Source organism: Idiomarina aquatica, from assembly GCF_004362895.1.
Lineage (GTDB): Bacteria > Pseudomonadota > Gammaproteobacteria > Enterobacterales > Alteromonadaceae > Idiomarina.
The window spans coordinates 247,783-264,734 of sequence record NZ_SNXI01000001.1 but is presented as its reverse complement, the minus strand read 5'-3'; the positions used below and the strand labels follow the sequence as shown (position 1 = coordinate 264,734).

General features: G+C 48.9%; 18 protein-coding genes. 2 read left to right on the top strand and 16 right to left on the bottom strand.

Annotated elements, in window-relative coordinates; translation table 11 throughout:
• Position 1 precedes the first annotated feature (1 nt).
• The 6 genes from DEU29_RS01360 to DEU29_RS01335 all read right to left on the bottom strand — a co-directional run bounded on the left by DEU29_RS01360 (position 2) and on the right by DEU29_RS01335 (position 6,128).
• Positions 2-1,036, bottom strand: coding sequence for a Glu/Leu/Phe/Val family dehydrogenase (locus tag DEU29_RS01360; protein ID WP_133538427.1), 1,035 nt, complete (start codon positions 1,034-1,036; stop codon positions 2-4).
• A gap of 137 nt (positions 1,037-1,173) precedes the next feature.
• Positions 1,174-2,331, bottom strand: coding sequence for a cupin domain-containing protein (locus DEU29_RS01355; protein ID WP_133538425.1), 1,158 nt, complete (start codon positions 2,329-2,331; stop codon positions 1,174-1,176).
• Entirely contained in the window at positions 2,328-3,698 is a 1,371-nt protein-coding gene (gene purB, locus DEU29_RS01350) for an adenylosuccinate lyase (protein ID WP_133538569.1), read from the bottom strand. The genes DEU29_RS01355 and purB overlap by 4 nt, the downstream gene beginning before the upstream one ends.
• Positions 3,699-3,744: 46 nt before the next feature.
• The gene (gene hflD, locus DEU29_RS01345; protein WP_133538423.1) at positions 3,745-4,365 is read right to left on the bottom strand and encodes a high frequency lysogenization protein HflD; all 621 of its coding nucleotides are present in this window, start codon (positions 4,363-4,365) and stop codon (positions 3,745-3,747) included.
• Positions 4,362-5,492, bottom strand: coding sequence for a tRNA 2-thiouridine(34) synthase MnmA (mnmA, locus tag DEU29_RS01340; RefSeq protein ID WP_279513203.1), 1,131 nt, complete (start codon positions 5,490-5,492; stop codon positions 4,362-4,364). The genes hflD and mnmA overlap by 4 nt, the downstream gene beginning before the upstream one ends.
• A gap of 42 nt (positions 5,493-5,534) precedes the next feature.
• A complete protein-coding gene (locus tag DEU29_RS01335; RefSeq protein ID WP_133538420.1) occupies positions 5,535-6,128 on the bottom strand; it encodes a pseudouridine synthase in 594 nt (197 codons plus the stop codon).
• A gap of 78 nt (positions 6,129-6,206) precedes the next feature.
• On the opposite strand from DEU29_RS01335, the gene DEU29_RS01330 reads away from it, so the two are divergent.
• Complete coding sequence (locus tag DEU29_RS01330; protein WP_133538418.1) at positions 6,207-7,013, top strand: hypothetical protein; 807 nt, start codon at positions 6,207-6,209, stop codon at positions 7,011-7,013.
• Positions 7,014-7,027: 14 nt separating this feature from the next.
• Positions 7,028-7,855: a glucosaminidase domain-containing protein gene (locus DEU29_RS01325; RefSeq protein WP_133538417.1), complete on the top strand. Its 828-nt coding sequence runs from the start codon at positions 7,028-7,030 to the stop codon at positions 7,853-7,855.
• Here the strand turns inward: DEU29_RS01325 and ttcA are convergent.
• From ttcA to ccoN, 10 genes are all read right to left on the bottom strand, one after another.
• On the bottom strand, positions 7,852-8,757 hold the full coding sequence (gene ttcA, locus DEU29_RS01320; protein WP_208107594.1) for a tRNA 2-thiocytidine(32) synthetase TtcA: 906 nt from the start codon (positions 8,755-8,757) through the stop codon (positions 7,852-7,854). The two genes, DEU29_RS01325 and ttcA, sit on opposite strands and share 4 nt — an antisense overlap.
• A 72-nt stretch (positions 8,758-8,829) precedes the next feature.
• Positions 8,830-9,756 carry a universal stress protein UspE gene (gene uspE / locus DEU29_RS01315; protein ID WP_133538413.1) on the bottom strand — a complete coding sequence of 309 codons (927 nt, stop codon included), beginning with the start codon at positions 9,754-9,756 and terminating at the stop codon, positions 8,830-8,832.
• A gap of 85 nt (positions 9,757-9,841) precedes the next feature.
• Positions 9,842-10,495, bottom strand: coding sequence for a sulfite exporter TauE/SafE family protein (locus DEU29_RS01310; protein WP_243734410.1), 654 nt, complete (start codon positions 10,493-10,495; stop codon positions 9,842-9,844).
• On the bottom strand, positions 10,476-10,679 hold the full coding sequence (gene ccoS, locus DEU29_RS01305) for a cbb3-type cytochrome oxidase assembly protein CcoS (RefSeq protein WP_133538411.1): 204 nt from the start codon (positions 10,677-10,679) through the stop codon (positions 10,476-10,478). The genes DEU29_RS01310 and ccoS overlap by 20 nt, the downstream gene beginning before the upstream one ends.
• On the bottom strand, positions 10,676-13,078 hold the full coding sequence (locus tag DEU29_RS01300) for a heavy metal translocating P-type ATPase (RefSeq protein ID WP_133538410.1): 2,403 nt from the start codon (positions 13,076-13,078) through the stop codon (positions 10,676-10,678). Before DEU29_RS01300 ends, ccoS begins: the two co-directional genes overlap by 4 nt.
• A gap of 18 nt (positions 13,079-13,096) precedes the next feature.
• Positions 13,097-13,594 carry a FixH family protein gene (locus DEU29_RS01295; protein WP_133538408.1) on the bottom strand — a complete coding sequence of 166 codons (498 nt, stop codon included), beginning with the start codon at positions 13,592-13,594 and terminating at the stop codon, positions 13,097-13,099.
• Positions 13,595-13,651: 57 nt separating this feature from the next.
• Entirely contained in the window at positions 13,652-14,602 is a 951-nt protein-coding gene (ccoP, locus tag DEU29_RS01290) for a cytochrome-c oxidase, cbb3-type subunit III (protein WP_133538406.1), read from the bottom strand.
• Positions 14,595-14,789 carry a cbb3-type cytochrome oxidase subunit 3 gene (locus DEU29_RS01285; RefSeq protein ID WP_133538404.1) on the bottom strand — a complete coding sequence of 65 codons (195 nt, stop codon included), beginning with the start codon at positions 14,787-14,789 and terminating at the stop codon, positions 14,595-14,597. Before DEU29_RS01285 ends, ccoP begins: the two co-directional genes overlap by 8 nt.
• Positions 14,789-15,400 (bottom strand): cytochrome-c oxidase, cbb3-type subunit II, encoded by a 612-nt coding sequence (gene ccoO, locus DEU29_RS01280; RefSeq protein WP_133538403.1) that lies wholly within the window; start codon positions 15,398-15,400, stop codon positions 14,789-14,791. The genes DEU29_RS01285 and ccoO overlap by 1 nt, the downstream gene beginning before the upstream one ends.
• A gap of 12 nt (positions 15,401-15,412) precedes the next feature.
• On the bottom strand, positions 15,413-16,849 hold the full coding sequence (gene ccoN / locus DEU29_RS01275) for a cytochrome-c oxidase, cbb3-type subunit I (RefSeq protein WP_133538401.1): 1,437 nt from the start codon (positions 16,847-16,849) through the stop codon (positions 15,413-15,415).
• Positions 16,850-16,952: the final 103 nt, after the last annotated feature.

The window sequence follows — 16,952 nt, the reverse complement described above, 5'->3', positions numbered from 1 at the left end:
CTTATTTAGCGTTAGCGATAATCTCACGAGCCATTTGGTCGGCCAGTTCACCGGTCGGCCGGTCTTCTTCCTTGGCGCGGGCAAAGAGCTTGTCCAGGGTGTTATAGATATCACGAACACGCTTGTCGGTCTCTTCGAGCGACATATCAGCGGCTTCTGAACAAACGTGAATAACACCACCGGCGTTTATCACGTAATCTGGTGCATACAAAATGCCCATATCCTTAACCACTTTGTCATGCTTAGGATTGGCCAACTGGTTATTGGCACTACCCGCTATGATCTTGCATTTAAGTTGTTTCAAGGTCTCATCGTTAATGGTAGCGCCCAGTGCACAGGGTGCATAGATGTCAGCGTCAACGCCATAGATTTCGTCTAAACCGACAACCGTTGCATCAAGCTCTGATTTTGCCCGCTCCAGCGTTTCTTCATTGATATCAGTAACGATGAGTTCAGCGCCATCGTCACGGCAATATTTGGCGAAAGCGTAACCCACAGCGCCCAGACCCTGCACAGCAATTTTAACACCGCTAAGATCTTCGCTGCCTAAGCGATGTTTAGCTGCGGCTTTAACACCTAAGTAAGTGCCTAACGCAGTATGTGGAGAAGGGTCGCCGGCTTTGTCTGCGGTTCCTGCAACGTGACGTGTTTCCTGCGCAACGATGTCGATATCTGAGGTGCGAATATTAACGTCTTCGGCAGTAATATATTTACCGCCCAGGCTATTAATGAAGCGACCATAAGCACGGAACAGGGCATCGCTTTTGATGCTCTTAGCATCACCAATGATAACCGCTTTACCACCACCGAGCGGCAGGCCTGCCATTGCACTCTTATAGGTCATACCGCGGGATAAACGCAGTACGTCAGTCAGCGCCTCGGCCGAAGAGCTGTAATTCCACAATCGGGTGCCGCCCAGGCTCGGGCCTAAGGTAGTGTCATGAACGGCGATGATAGCCTTTAGACCGGACTCTTCATCATGGCAAAATACGACTTCTTCGTGATGATCAAATTCAGGATGCTCGAACAGAGACATGAATTTCCTTCCTCATTGGTTCTCGAAATTGCGCGCACATTACCACTATGGTTTGGGGCGCGCTACTGTCTTGCATAATTAAAATCAGGATTTCAAACGGGTGTTTAGCAACTTGGGTTTACAGTTGACGTAAACTGCTAATCACTGTCCAAAAAAACCGCAAACGTACCCATATTCAATAATTCCGCAAACATGTCGGCGCAAGCTGCGTTATCACAAAGCTCGGCTATGCCAGATGCCGATTGCTCCTGTTGTATTGCGGCCAACGCCAGCGCAAAGGCTCTGACTTTAGAGTTCATTTCAAAACGCTCGCCATTGCTGTAAAAGCTGTCGGTAACCTTACAATGCAGCCAACGCGCCCCTGGTGCCCGACTAACCACGGCGTCCTGTTGCCTAAGCAGCTCCGGGACTTGTTCCGCCGTATAGGGCAGTTCTGGTTCAACGAGCGGCCGCTTGCTTTGCGAAAACACCCGCATTAGTAGATCATCCGCGGTGTTCGCACTCATGGCATCAGTCAGTAATTGTTTAGCTTGCTGTAGTTGTGCCTCGTCAACAACAAAATGCTTGTTATCAGCTGACAGCTCAGGATCTTGATAACGGCGGGTAAACACGTCGTGCTGTAAGGCTAGGTCTCCTACCTGCAGCAACAACTCCGCCTGAGAGGGCGCTCTGAATCCAACCGAATAGTTCAAGCTTGGCTCCAGCGCAATACCATCGTGCGGGCAACCTGCGGGAATATACAAAATATCGCCGGGCTCAAGCACTTCGTCGATAACCGCGGTAAAGTCCTGCTCAATCAACGTCAGATCAGCACAGGGCTGAAAGCTGTTGATGGCTTCGCGGTCGCCGACACGCCAACGACGGCGCCCCTGACCCTGAATGATAAACACGTCATACTGATCAAGATGAGGGCCAACTCCTCCGTCTTCGCAGGAAAAACTGACCATCACGTCATCAACGCGCCACTCGGGCAAAAAGTTGAACGCCGTCAGTAATTCACCAACATCCGGTAGCCACTCATTAACTGATTGCACCAGTAACGTCCAATGACTTTCGCCCAACGCTTCATAATCACTAAACGGACCATGAGTGACCTTCCAGCCAAGTGGGGCGTCTGGCTGCTGGCACTGAACGACACGCGCATCGACACCTTCTTCCATCGCCAGACCGGCCAGAATTTCCGGCGCTACCGGGTCAACGAAGTCGTCAAATCCCTGTTTTAAAACGACTGGACGTTGTTGCCAGTAAGACGTTAAAAACGCTTGCCGGTTAAAAACTGTCGGATTCAGTTTCACGATAACTCATCCACAAATGCTTCTGCGCGACCAATATAAGTGGCCGGCGATAAGGCTTTCATTTCTTCCTTGGCTTCATTCGGCAGCTCGAGGGCATCGATAAAGTTAGCCAAGTCCTGTGGAGTAATACGTTTTCCACGCGTTAACTCTTTCAATTTCTCATAAGGTTTTTCAATACCATAACGACGCATGACGGTTTGTACCGGCTCAGCCAGCAGCTCCCAGTTGGCATCCAGCTCGCGGGCTAATACCGCCTCGTTAACCTCAAGCTTGCTTAAGCCTTTAAGCGTTGCGTGGTAGGCGATAACAGCATGTGCAATACCAACACCCAGGTTACGCAGTACGGTGGAATCGGTCAGGTCGCGTTGCCAGCGCGAAATCGGTAATTTTTGCGCCAAATGTGACATCACTGCGTTGGCAATACCCAGGTTACCCTCAGAATTTTCAAAATCGATAGGGTTAACTTTATGTGGCATTGTCGAAGAGCCAACTTCACCGGCAATCGTCTTCTGTTTAAAGTGGTTAAGCGCAATATAGCCCCACACATCACGGTCAAAGTCGATTAATACCGTGTTAAAACGGGCAACAGCGTCAAATAGCTCTGCCACATAGTCGTGCGGTTCAATCTGTGTGGTGTAAGCATTCCAGTCCAAACCAAGCGAATTAACAAAACGCTCAGACAGGCCATGCCAGTCGACGTTAGGATAAGCTGCAAGGTGGGCATTATAGTTACCTACAGCACCATTTATTTTACCCATTATGCGAACCGCTTTAAGCTGGTCGAGTTGGCGCTGCAGGCGCACGGCGATATTGGCAAATTCTTTACCCATGGTCGTTGGTGTGGCGGGCTGACCGTGCGTGCGCGCCATCATGGCAACAGATTTATATTCTTTCGCTTTAGCTTTTACGGCATCGACAATCTGCTCCATAACCGGCACTAATACCTGCTCGCGGGCGCTTTCCAGCATCAACCCATGAGACAAATTGTTAATGTCTTCGGAGGTACAGGCAAAGTGAATGAATTCAGTAACTTTGGCCAATTCCGCGTGCGTCGCTACTTTTTCTTTTAACAAATACTCGACCGCTTTAACGTCATGATTCGTGGTGCTCTCAATGGCTTTCACACGCTCAGCATCGGCCACGTTAAATTCGTCTACAATCGCATCCAGCACCTTATTGGCATCGGCGCTTAGCGCCGGAACTTCTTTAATGCCAGCCTCGTTAGCTAACATTTGTAACCAGCGAACCTCTACCGTCACACGGTATTTTATCAGCCCGTACTCACTAAAGATCGGACGCAACGCCTCCACTTTATTGGCGTAGCGGCCATCAACAGGGGATAACGCAGTCAGAGTAGAAAAGGGCAGCATGGTGGGTTCTCCAGTGTTCATAATAAAAGTTCCAGGTAATTAATTAGCTTAGTTTTACCAATTGCTGAGCAGTCTCCAGCATCCGCTTACGCGATAGCAAAAAGTGGCGACGTTTGCCGCCAACCTGCTGCCACAGCACAGCACTGCGCACTCCGGCAAGCAACAGTGCGCGAATATGGTGTTGGTTAGATTCTATTTTTAAATGTACGGGATTGCCGTTGACCTTAATAGGTTGGCCTAACGGACTGATAACCTCGCGATAGATGCCGGCAAGGCTCTCTAAAATACGGTAGCGTTCAAAACCGAACTCGTGATATTGCCTGCTGACCTGTTCAAGACGTTGTCCTAACGTGTTCATGGCGTCATCATTAGCCAATAACCGTCGCGAGAGGTGGATCATGCCCACCATATAGCGCGTCAACTCTAAATCTTTTTGGCGGCTACTGCCCATTTGTTGGATCAGCGTACGTAGCCCGGGACGAACCTCATCAATCGAACCATATACCGCAAGGGTCGAGTCGGGGGTTAAATTTAGTGTGCTATTAAGCAGGGTTTCGGTAACGGTATCGTGCAGTACCTGACCAGAACGCGCCAGTTGTTGCACTGCGGCCGCGCTCAGCGCCATACCGGCAAGCGCTACGACGCGCTGCTGCCAGTCGTTCATAGTTTAACCTCAAAGTCGGTAAGTCGTTGTTCGATAATGCCGCCACCCAGACAAACTTCATCCAGATAAAAGACCGCTGACTGGCCCGGGGTTACTGCTGCGACAGGATTATCAAAGGTAACCTCTACGCTACCGTCGTTACGAGGCGTTAGCAGACACGGAATGTCCTGTTGCCGATAACGCGTTTTAACCGTGCAACGCAAAGGCTCAGCCAGTGATTGCCGATTAACCCAGTGTAATTGACCGGCAATTAAGCCGTTCGAAAAGAGGCGCGGATGTTTTTTGCCCTGCGCAACAATCAATACGTTACGTTCAGTGTCTTTATCGACCACATACCAGGGCTCATCGCTGGCTTCAGCCAGGCCACCGATATGCAGGCCCTTACGCTGGCCAATGGTGTGATACATCAAACCTTCGTGTTGACCCAGCGCATCGCCGTCTACTGATTCGATGGGACCCGGCTGAGCCGGTAAGTACTGCTGCAAAAAGTCTTTAAATTTACGTTCGCCGATAAAACAGATGCCGGTTGAATCTTTTTTATCGGCAGTCACTAAACCTTGCTCTTCAGCAATCCGGCGCACCTCAGGCTTTTCTAGTTCACCAACCGGAAACAATGTCTGCGCGACGTGTTCATGGCTTAGTGTATAGAGGAAATAACTTTGATCCTTGTTATTATCTACACCGCGCAATAACTGCCAGTGTTTGCCATCATAAGCCCGTCGCACATAATGCCCGGTGGCGATATAGTCTGCACCTAACGCATCTGCTGCAAACTCAAGAAACGCCTTAAATTTAATTTCTTTGTTGCACATGATGTCAGGGTTAGGGGTGCGGCCCGCCTTGTATTCTTCCAGGAAGTGTTCAAATACGTTATCCCAGTACTCGGCTGCGAAATTGACTGTGTGCAGCTCAATACCCAGTGTCTGACAAACTTTTTCAGCATCCGCTAAGTCATCAGCGGCCGCACAATACTCGTCAGAGTCATCTTCTTCCCAGTTTTTCATAAACAGACCCTCGACCTGGTAGCCTTGCTGAAGCAGCAGGTAAGCAGAAACTGAGGAATCTACACCGCCGGACATACCGACAATGACTTTTTTATTGGCGTTGGCTGTTACGTCTGTCATCAAAACACCGCATAAGTTAATTACATCATTAAATTGGCGCGTATTCTACCACACCGGTGGCTCTTCGCGCCATTCTCCCGGCTGTAATCGGGCCAGTTTGTAGGGACCAATTTGAGCCCGGATTAAACGCAATGTTGGTAAACCTACGTGTGCGGTCATACGCCGCACCTGACGATTTTTTCCCTCCCGGATCTTAATGCACAGCCAGGTGTCAGGTACTGATTTGCGTTCTCGTACCGGTGGGTTACGGGGCCACAGGTTCATTGGTTCGGCCATCACAAAAGCTTCAGCGGGGCGCGTCATGCCATCATTAAGTTCGACGCCTTGCTGAAGTTGCGTTAATTGCTCGCTGGTTGGCTCTCCCTCGACTTGAGCCCAGTAGGTTTTCCATACCTTATATTTAGGGTTAGACAGTCGCGCCTGATAAACGCCATCGTTGGTCAGTAGCATTAAACCCTCGCTGTCTTTGTCCAGGCGGCCGGCAGGATAAACATCGTTAAAAGGCACCCAGTCTTTTAGTGTGGCGTCACCGGGCTCGCCCGTAAACTGAGACAGAACCCCAAAAGGCTTGTTTAGTAACACCAGCTTGGGATTTGCCGGGCGGGGCCGCGAACTGTGATTTTTACGTTTTCGCTGCATGAATACGTCCTTTTGATTGTTAAGCAGGGGGCAGATCCTCTACTATATAGCGCTATCGTTTTAAGCCTATGGTAACTCATGCAAGAACATAATGACGAACAACAACCAATGATTATTGGCGGAAACCTAACAGAGGCGCTGGCTGGCAAATATCATTTAAGTTTAGGCGAGGTCTTTAAACAAACATTTACTGTCACCAAGAGTCATTGGGCACCCTTGTTTTTGGGGTTTTTAGCATTTTTTGGCATTTTATTGATTCTGACATTAGTCGCATTCAACCTACTGCCGGAAGCCTGGGTCAATCAGGTTATACCGACTGAATCCAACCCGCAGGTCGGGCAAAACGGACTATTAGTTTTATCATTGATAGGTTCAGCGGTTGGAGCCCCGTTCTGGGGTGGCTTAGTGCTTATGGGAATTCGTCATAGTGTTGATATTCCCACCAAAGCGGCTGACGTTTTTGATGGCTTTTCGCGAGCAGGTGCTTTAATTGTAACGCTGCTGACGACCAGTGTTATCACCCAACTGGCATTATTGCTTACCGGGCAGATACATTGGCTTATCAGCGTGCTAGCGCAAATCTACTTTAGCGTTATTTTTGCATTTGCATTACCCTTAGTTATCGAACGCGCTATTACGCCGCTTAATGCTATTTATTACTCAGTGCGGATCGTTCACTACAAATTACCGCTATTTGTGATCTTGTTATTCGTGGTTACAGGGCTGATTATCATTAGTTCGTTTGCCTTCTTTTTGCCGTTGATCATTGTCGTACCACTGATCTTTAACCTGGTGGGCGTCGTTTACAAAGAGGTTGTCGGGGTGACAATAAAACTCGACAAAACGCAATCTCTCGACGATGATCAAACTCCCTGGTCTGCATAATATTGAGGCTGACTATGCGCATTGCATTTATTGTATTTTTTATCATTGTAAGCTTGCTCGCTTTACTTCTGCCATTTACAACAGAGTTCGAACGACCTGAAGCCGGGCAAATTAGGGTTGAAGGACTACCGCCCGTGCCAAAGCTGGGCGTCTATGACGAGCTACCGGACTTTTCGCAATACACCGACGTGCAACAGAAAAAATCGGAATTCTTCGGCTATTTATTGCCGCTGATAGAGGCGGAAAACCTACGCATTTTACACATGCGCGCAAAGCTGTTTGAAATCGAAGAGAACTACAAGGCAAATATGATCTCGGACGCTGATCGTGCGCAGTTGGCGCAAATGGTGGGCTACTACGAAGTTGACCCGAGCTTGCCGGCCGAGGAACAGTTTGCGTTGCTTAAACGCCGTGTCGATATTGTGCCAGAAATGATGGTGTTAGTGCAGGCAGCCAATGAGTCTGCCTGGGGAACGTCACGCTTCGCCCAACAAGGATTAAATTTGTTTGGCCAATGGTGCTACCGCGAAGGCTGTGGGATTATTCCTGCTCAACGACCGGAAGACCAAATTTATGAAGTAGCAAAGTTTGACTCGGTAAATCAGTCAGTGCGCAGCTACATGCGTAACATTAACACCCATCCGCCTTACGCTGACCTGCGTCTATTACGCGAGCGTAAGCGACTTCGCGATCAAGAGCTAAGAGCGATTGAACTGGTTGAAGGCTTGGGCAGTTACTCTGAGCGCGGTGACGAATACATTGACGAACTACAGGCAATGATCCGTGTTAACCGACCCATCGTTAACGCGGTAAAACAAAGCCAGGAGCAAACCGCCAACTAGGCGATTTGCGTAATCTTAATGGTATTAACGGGGTCGCTTTGCGGCCCTTTTTTTGTTTCAGTAAATGGCGGCGCATCAAACGCCGTATCTCCATTCTCATCCGCCACGCCGGTTGCTTCCACTGCTTTAAAGTCAAATAGCGAGGCATCGGCTAGATGTGATGGAGTCACGTTTTGCATCGCTGTAAACAGGCTTTCGATGCGACCGGGAAAACGCTTGTCCCAGTCATTCAACATTTGCTTGATGTGTTTGCGCTGTAAATTTTCCTGTGAACCACAGAGGTTGCAGGGAATAATCGGAAAGGCCATGGCATCGGCATAGCGAGCAATGTCTTTTTCCCGGCAAAACGCCAGTGGTCGAATCACCACGTGTTCGCCATTGTCACTAACTAATTTCGGTGGCATCGACTTGAGCTTGCCACCATGAAACATATTTAAAAACAGTGTTTCGATCATGTCATCCCGGTGATGGCCTAGTGCTATCTTGGTTGCGCCTAAGCGTTTCGCGGTTTTGTATAGGATCCCGCGACGCAATCGCGAACACAACGAACAGGTGGTTTTGCCTTCCGGGATTTTGTCCTTAACAATGCTGTAGGTGTCTTCCTCAACGATTTCGTAGGCTACACCTAAGTCCTTTAAGTATTCCGGTAACACGTGTTCCGGAAAGCCAGGCTGTTTTTGATCAAGATTAACCGCCACCAGCTCAAATTGAATTGGCGCAACGCGTTGCAAATAGAGGAGGGTATCGAGCAGCGTGTAGCTATCTTTGCCGCCGGACAAACAAACCATGATTTTGTCACCGGCTTCAATCATGCCAAACTGCTCTATCGCTTTGCCGGTCTCCCGTCGAATACGTTTTTGCAGTTTATTAAATGCGTATTTTTGCTCTGCCGTTGCCGCCATCATTAACCCATTCGTTTGCTAATTGTTACTCACCTATAAAACAGCGCGGGATTATACCTGACAGCAAGCAGCTTAGGCTAGCGGACTAACAAAATCTTCCGGCTTAACGGCCAGCACATCGCAATTTAATTGCTCTAATACGTGCTCGGCGGTATTGCCCAGCAGTGCGGCGCTAATGCCGGTGCGTCCAATGGTTCCCATAACAACCAGTTCTGCATCCAGCTTTTCCGAGAACTCCGGAATAACTTGCTCCGGCAGGCCCTGCGCGACATGTTGTTGCTTTTCGCCGATTTGATAACGGCGCCCCAGCTCACGCATTTTATGTTGATGGTGATGCTGTAGCTCTTCGGTATATTGGGTAACGTCGAATTCGGGGATTTCGACTGCCACGTTAACGGGCGCGCCCGGATAGGCGTTGACCAAATGCACGCTGGCCTTTAATACGTGACTCATGGCTTCTGCATGTTCGATAACACGTTGGTTCAAACTTTCGTGATGAACTTCGTCAGAGCCGCTGTGTACCGCAGCAATAATCTGACCATGCTGGGGCCAGGCATGCTCTTTTACCAGTAATACTGCACAGGGCGCTTTGCGTAATAGATGCCAGTCCGTGGGTGTAAATAACAAATTTTGTAGACTGGACTTAACTTGCGACGCTTTAATGATAAGGTCGTGACCGTGTCTTATGACGGTTTCTATAATGGCTTCGAATGGACGATTATGCCAGACCACTTCAATGTCCATTCTCACTTCAGTGGTATCGTAGTCAGCAAGCACATCGGTGAGCCAGGCTTTTCGGTCTGCGATAAGATTAGCGCGCATGGTATCGCGCTCCTCCCGTGACAGCATGGTTGTCATTTCGTAAGAGAAATCGTAAATCGATAAAAACAAGGTCAGCCGCGCATCACTCAGGCGCGCCATATGCAGCGCACGATTAATGGCTTTGTGTTGCTCATCAGCGGGATCAACAACCACCAGAATATGACGGAAAGCATCCATAACGGTTACCTTTTACGATTAAGAGTCTAACCTAAAGATTAGCTTAGATAATGCGGACTACCTAGTGATCGCCGACAAAAAATCGTTAAAAATGAGGTCGGATTAGTGTAAGCGCGGTCCACAGCGCGTAAATCAACAATAAGACACCAATAGCCGTACGAAAACCCTGAGCTTGCAGTATCGTGCGTAATGAGTGGCTAAAATAACCGGCACCGATCATAGCGGGGAAGGTACCAATAGCAAAAGCGGCCATCAACAAGCCTCCCTGCACAGCGCTACCACTAACCGCGGCATAACTTAATGCACTATAAACCAGTCCGCACGGTAACCAGCCCCATACCGCGCCGGCAAAAAATACGCTCAGGGTGCCGCCGCGCTGCTGCGGTGCTAGTTTTTTAATGACTTGCCAAAGGGGTTTTGCTGCGCGCTCCAGTTGGCTTAATACCGGCCACCAACCGGTAAAGTAAAGCCCCAGCGCGAACAAAAACGCGACCGCAAGCCAGCGCAGGATGATTGTAGTATGCGGTGAGTCCGGGGCTATTAATGCAATCGCACCACCGACAATCACGCCCAACAGAATATAGGATGACATGCGGCCGAGGTTATACAGCACAATATTAAGCCCGCGCTGCTGCACACCAATGGCACTGGCAATACCGCCGCACATTGCCAAACAGTGGCCGGCTCCCGCCAATCCCATAATAAAGGCAGTTATTACGTCAATGTTTTGATTCATCATCCGCTTTTTTATTAGCTGATTGTTGCTGTTGCTGAGTTTGTTCTTCGTCGTCATCGAGCAGAATGCGCATGCCTTCGCGCTCAATATCTTCGAATTGATTGGACTTGACCGCCCAAAAGAAAATAACGACGGCCAGAATCACAAATAGAATTGCAACCGGAATTAATGCGTAAATTACACTCATTCGCGATATAACCTCAACGAGTTAGCAATGACCAACAGCGAACTTAATGACATGCCTAATGCTGCAGCCCAGGGCGCGATTAGACCTAATGCGGCGACCGGCAAAACCGATACATTGTAAAGTAACGCCCAACTAAAATTTTGCCGCATGATAACACGAGACTTTTGCGCACTTTCAATGACATCGTAAACGCTACCCAGTTTATTGGACAGTATGACCACATCGGCGGCGGTTTTCGCTAAATCAGAGGCGTTGGCAAAGGTCATCGACAAATGTGCCTGGGCCAGCACCGGACCATCATTTAAGCCATCACCAACCATCCACACGGTTTTGCCTTGTTGCTGCAACTGCTTGATTAAAGTCAGCTTGTCGTCGGGCTTTTGTTGCCCGTAATACTCGTGTATTCCGAGTTGTTCAGCAACCAGTTTGACCCGCGACATATCGTCGCCGCTAATCAATTGAGTTTGAACGCCAAGCCGATGAAGCTTGTTAATGGTCGCGGCCGCATCTTCGCGTAATTCATCTTCAACTTTAAGTTGTGCCAGTACCTGCGACTGGCTCGCTAAAATAACATTATAGCCGGGCTCAATGTCAGCCTCAGGCAACCACTGTCGGATAAACTCGGCGCTACCCAAGCGTAAATGTTCACCTTTATTGGTGACTGCTTCCAATCCCATTCCGGCTACCAGTTGTATTTGCTGCTCAAAACCGTAGGGCCGGTCACTAAGATGTTTAAGCGGTAACGCCAGAGGGTGTTCAGAAAATGCCTCCATGCCCGAGATCAACGCGTTGGTGTATTCAATATCAGCAACATCAATGCGATCAACCAATTTGAACTTGCCCTCGGTTAAGGTACCGGTTTTATCAAAGCAAACTACATCCAGTGATTTAACCGATTCAAGCACCTGCGCGCCTTTTACCAAAATACCCTGACGATTAAGCCGATGTATGGTGCCGGTAATCGCCGTCGGCGCAGCCAGTGACAGTGCACAAGGGCAGGTCGCAACCAACACCGCCAAGGTTACCCAAAGCGCGTGTTCGGGTTGAATCCACCACCAACTTAAAAAGGTGAGGGTGGCAATAACTAAGATACCACTGACAAAGTAACCAGCGACTTTATCAATGACTTGTTGCACCTGAGGCTTTTCGGCCAGTGCTGAGTCCTGCATGGCAACGATGCCGGCAAGTACCGTTTGTTGTGCCGCCGCAGTTACTCTTATTCGAATTGCTGATTGTTGATTGATACTACCGGCAACCACGGTCTGGCCTTTTATGCGCCGGTTAGGCAGACTTTCACCACTTAGCAGACTCTCGTCAACCCAGGCTTCTGCGGACAATAGTTCGCCGTCCGCTGCGATCGTTTCACCCGGATTAACGACAATAACATCGCCTTGCTGTAACTGCTTAACAGCAATTGATTCGTTACCTTGCTCGGTTTCACGCGTTGCTAACTGCGGCATTAAGGTAAGTCGGTTGGTGGCAAAACGCAGTGCCCGTTCTTTTGCTAACAGCTCAAGGTAGCGACCTGAAAGCAGGAAAAACGTAAACATCGATATGGATTCAAAGTATACCTCGCCGGTACCCTTAAATACCGCATAAACGCTGGCGGTATATGCGCCAAGCAGGGCAATGCTCACCGGCACGTCCATATTCAGCTGCTTGGCCTGCAGTGCACGCAATGCCCCCATATAAAAAGGCTGGGCACTGTATAAAATTACCGGTGTTGCAAATACCAGGCTTACCGCCCAGATATAATCGCGGGTCGTTTCGTCTAAGTCACTGACCACGCCAAAATAGAGCGCAAATGCCAGCATCATAACTTGCATCGTCGCCAGGCCGGCTAAACCAAGGCGTCGAATAAAACCTTTGCGCTGGCGGCTAAACTGTTGTTCTTGCTGGTTTGGCTGAAAGGGTAACGCCTGATATCCGATCCCGGCCAGGCGCTTGATCATTTCGCTCACCGATACCTGATTCGGGTCCCAGGTGACCTGTAGCCGTTGGCTGGATAAATTAACTACCGCTTTATCAACACCGGTAATTGCCTGTAACTCTCGTTCAATCAGCCAGGCACAAGCTGAGCAGGTGATATTGGATACGGTAAGCGCGGCCTGTTGCATGTCACCGTCGAGTACCCGCACAAACTCACGTTGTACATCGGGGTGATCATAAACATCAAGGTTGTTCAGTTCATCCGGGAGTATCGGTGTTTGCTGTGGCTTATCCAGATCACGGTGTTTGTAATAAGCGCTCAGGCCATGTTCAATAATCGTTTCGGCAACGGCCTGACAGCCAGCGCAGCATACCCGCCGGGGCTGCTGCTCATAATCAACGGTTAGCTCGACGCCACGCGGAATGGGCTGCAGACAATGAAAACATGCGTCTTTAGGGAGTTCCTGCATTAGTACAACCGAACCTTATTAAACGCCATACAGGAGGGGTTCTACCAGCGTCCAGTCTATCGCCGGTAAGGTATACTTCTGGCTCACTTTCCATTGTCTGTCGAAAGGTTCAATTGTAACCGTCCAACGACCATCGATGTTGGCCGGAATATCGGTACGATAAATGCCGTCCGCCGCTACCGTAACCCGTCGACTAAAATCTTTTGCAGCATCTGTTGCGTGCACGAATTTAACACTAAGTGCTGCTAACTGCTCGGGTGCACCACTTTTATAACGCAGTGCCAGTTGCTCATCATCAGCTTTAAATTCAAACGAAATATTCAGTTCCTGAGCTCGCTCAACGTGCTCAATAACGGCGTTAATGGTTTTACCCTTTTTATAGTAATCGTCAACAACCATCGAGAAGTTGCCTTGCGTCACCGCCAGGTAAATGATGATCGCGCATACAATCATTACTACCACCGGCACTGATATTAAAAACCACGGCCAAAACTGCTTATACCAAGGCTTCACCATAATAACTACCTCATACAAAAAACCCCGCCGTAGCGGGGTTTACACAACAATGAACAGTTAGTCGTTTGACAAGCTGTAAATGTAAGCCGATACCACATGGATTTTATCCTCTCCGAGAATATCTTTCCATGCCGGCATCACGCCATTTCGACCATGCTGCAGAGTTTCTTCAATTTTATTAATTGAACCACCATACAACCAGATATTATCGGTAAGGTTTGGTGCGCCCAATTGTTGGTTACCTTTACCATTCTGACCATGGCATGCCGCACATACGGCATAGTTCTGTTGTCCGGCTTCAGCAAGTGCAGGATCCACGTTGCGACCACTCAAGCTAGCTACGTAGTGTGCTAACTCGGTGATTTGCTGATCAGTGAATTGCTCGCCAAACGCCGGCATAGCACCTTGACGGCCCTGCAACAGACTCGTTTTGATATCGTTGGGTTCACCACCATATAACCAATCATCGTCGGTCAGGTTAGGGAAGCCCGGACCACCCATGGCATTAGAGCCATGACACTGAGCACAGTTTTGCAGGAATAAACGCTGACCTACGTCTAGTGCATCTTCGTTTTTAGCCAGTTGTGGAATTGGTTGCTCCGCAAAAGCTTCAAAGATAGGTCCGTACTTTTCTTCTGCATCGCGGACCGCACGGTCGTATTCGACCAGCATGCCGTCTTCATGCGCTTGCTGCATCGCCTGACGAGACTCTTCCAGTGAGCGCACGTCCTGGTTAGAGCTCTTCCAGCCCAACAAGCCTTGAAAATTACCTAAGCCAGGGTAGAGCGCTAAATACAGAAAGCCCCAGGCAAAGCAAGCCCAGAATAAATAGGTCCACCACTTAGGTAATGGGTTATTAATCTCTACAATTCCATCGAATTCATGGTCCATTTCCTGACCTTCTTCGATGTGGGTGTAGTTCTTCATGTTCCAGCGTAACAACCAGATCAATACGACCAGGGTTGCTAATGTCAGAACGATTATCCATGCACTCCAGAAGCTACTCATCTTTCTTCGACTCCGGTTTGTCGCTGTCCTTTACTGATGATTCTGCGTTTTCTTCTTCAAATATTGAATTAGCAGCTTCATCAAATTGTTTTTTTGCGCGGCGGCTAAAGAACGACCATCCTACAATGGCCAAAAATAAGACCAGTATGATAACCGTCCAAATGCCGTGCCATTCACCAAAACCCATTACTTATCAGCCTTTGATAACGCAGTACCTAATGATTGCAGGTAAGCAATGAGCGCTTCCATTTCAGTTTTGCCTTGTACTGCCTGTTTAGCGCCAGCAATGTCTTCTTCAGTGTAAGGAACACCAAGTCGTTTCATCACTTGAATCTTTTTAGCAGTATCTTCACCGGTTAGCGTGTTTTCCGCTAACCACGGAAAGGCCGGCATATTTGATTCCGGCACCACGTTACGCGGGTTCATTAAGTGTACGTAATGCCATTCGTCACTATAACGACCGCCAACACGAGCCAAATCAGGTCCGGTGCGCTTAGACCCCCAAAGGAACGGGAATTCCCAAACGTGCTCACCAGCTAACGAGTAATGACCATAACGCTCGGTTTCTGCCCGGAAAGGACGAATCATTTGACTATGGCACTGTACACAGCCTTCGCGGATGTAAATATCACGACCTTCCAGTTCGAGTGCTGTATAAGGCTCAAGACCCTTAATCGGCTCCTGAACCTGGCTTTGGAACAGCAGCGGCGTGATTTGTACGATACCACCGATGGATACCGCCAAAATCATCAAAACAGACAACCAACCCAGGTGCTTTTCGACAAATTCGTGTTTCATCTGTTAGTCTCCTTAGGCCGTTTGAATGACGTTACCGGCAGCAGTCTCGCGACGACCCGCCTGAATAGTTTGATAACAGTTGTACGCCATAAGCAACATACCAACCACGATGAATACACCACCGACGAAGCGTCCTGCCCAAAACGGGTAAGAAGCCTGTACACTCTCGACAAAACTGTACGTGAGCGTACCGTCGGCGTTGGTTGCACGCCACATCAAACCTTGCATAACACCCGAAATCCACATTGAGACGATATAGAAAACCACGCCAATGGTGTGCAACCAGAAGTGCACGTTGACGAGTTTAACGCTGTGGATCTGTTTTTGGTTGAACAAACGCGGTACTAGATAGTACATCGAACCAATGGTGATCATCGCAACCCAACCTAATGCGCCAGAGTGAACGTGACCCACAGTCCAGTCGGTGTAGTGCGAAAGCGCGTTAACCGATTTGATTGCCATCATCGGACCTTCGAAGGTCGACATACCGTAGAACGACAGCGACACAATCAGGAAGCGCAGAATCGGGTCGGTGCGCAGTTTATGCCAAGCACCAGACAGCGTCATGATACCGTTGATCATGCCGCCCCATGAAGGAACAAACAAGATAACTGACATCACCATACCCAGTGACTGAGTCCAGTCAGGCAGAGCAGTGTAGTGTAGATGGTGAGGACCAGCCCAGATGTAGAGCGAAATCAACGCCCAGAAATGCACCACTGATAGACGGTAAGAATAGACCGGACGCTCAGCTTGTTTCGGTACAAAGTAATACATCATACCCAGGAACCCAGCTGTCAGCAGGAAGCCAACCGCGTTGTGACCATACCACCATTGAATCATCGCATCGACGGCACCGGAGTACATCGAGTATGACTTGGTAAAAGTTACTGGCACGGCCATGCTGTTAACAATGTGCAGCATCGCGATAACCACGATAAAGCCACCATAGAACCAGTTCGCTACGTAGATGTGAGACGTTTTGCGAATAGCCAGCGTGCCAAAGAAAACAATGGCGTAGGCGATCCAGGTCACCGCAATCAAAATATCGATAGGCCACTCTAACTCAGCGTATTCTTTAGTGCTGGTCAGACCTAAGGGTAACGTAATGACTGCTGCGACGATAACAGCCTGCCAACCCCAGAAGGTAAACGAGGCTAATTTGTCCGAAAATAGACGTGTGCGACAGGTTTTTTGTACCACGTAGTAAGAGGTAGCAAAAAGGGCGCTGGTACCAAATGCGAATATTACTGCATTGGTATGCAACGGACGCAGCCGAGAGTACGTAAGCCAGGGCGTGTTGAAGTTTAATTCCGGCCAGACCAGCTGGGCCGCAATCAAAACACCCAACGCCATGCCGACGATACCCCAAATAATGGTCATGACAGTAAACTGTCGCACGACCTTCATATTATATTCGATCGGTTGTTGTGGAATTGTTTGACTCATCTTTTTATTCCGCGGTGATTGAGATCAGGAAAATGGTGACTTTTACCCGCTTAACTAAAAGTCAGCTTCCTTGTAAAAGTACTCGAATTTTACACCTTAAGTA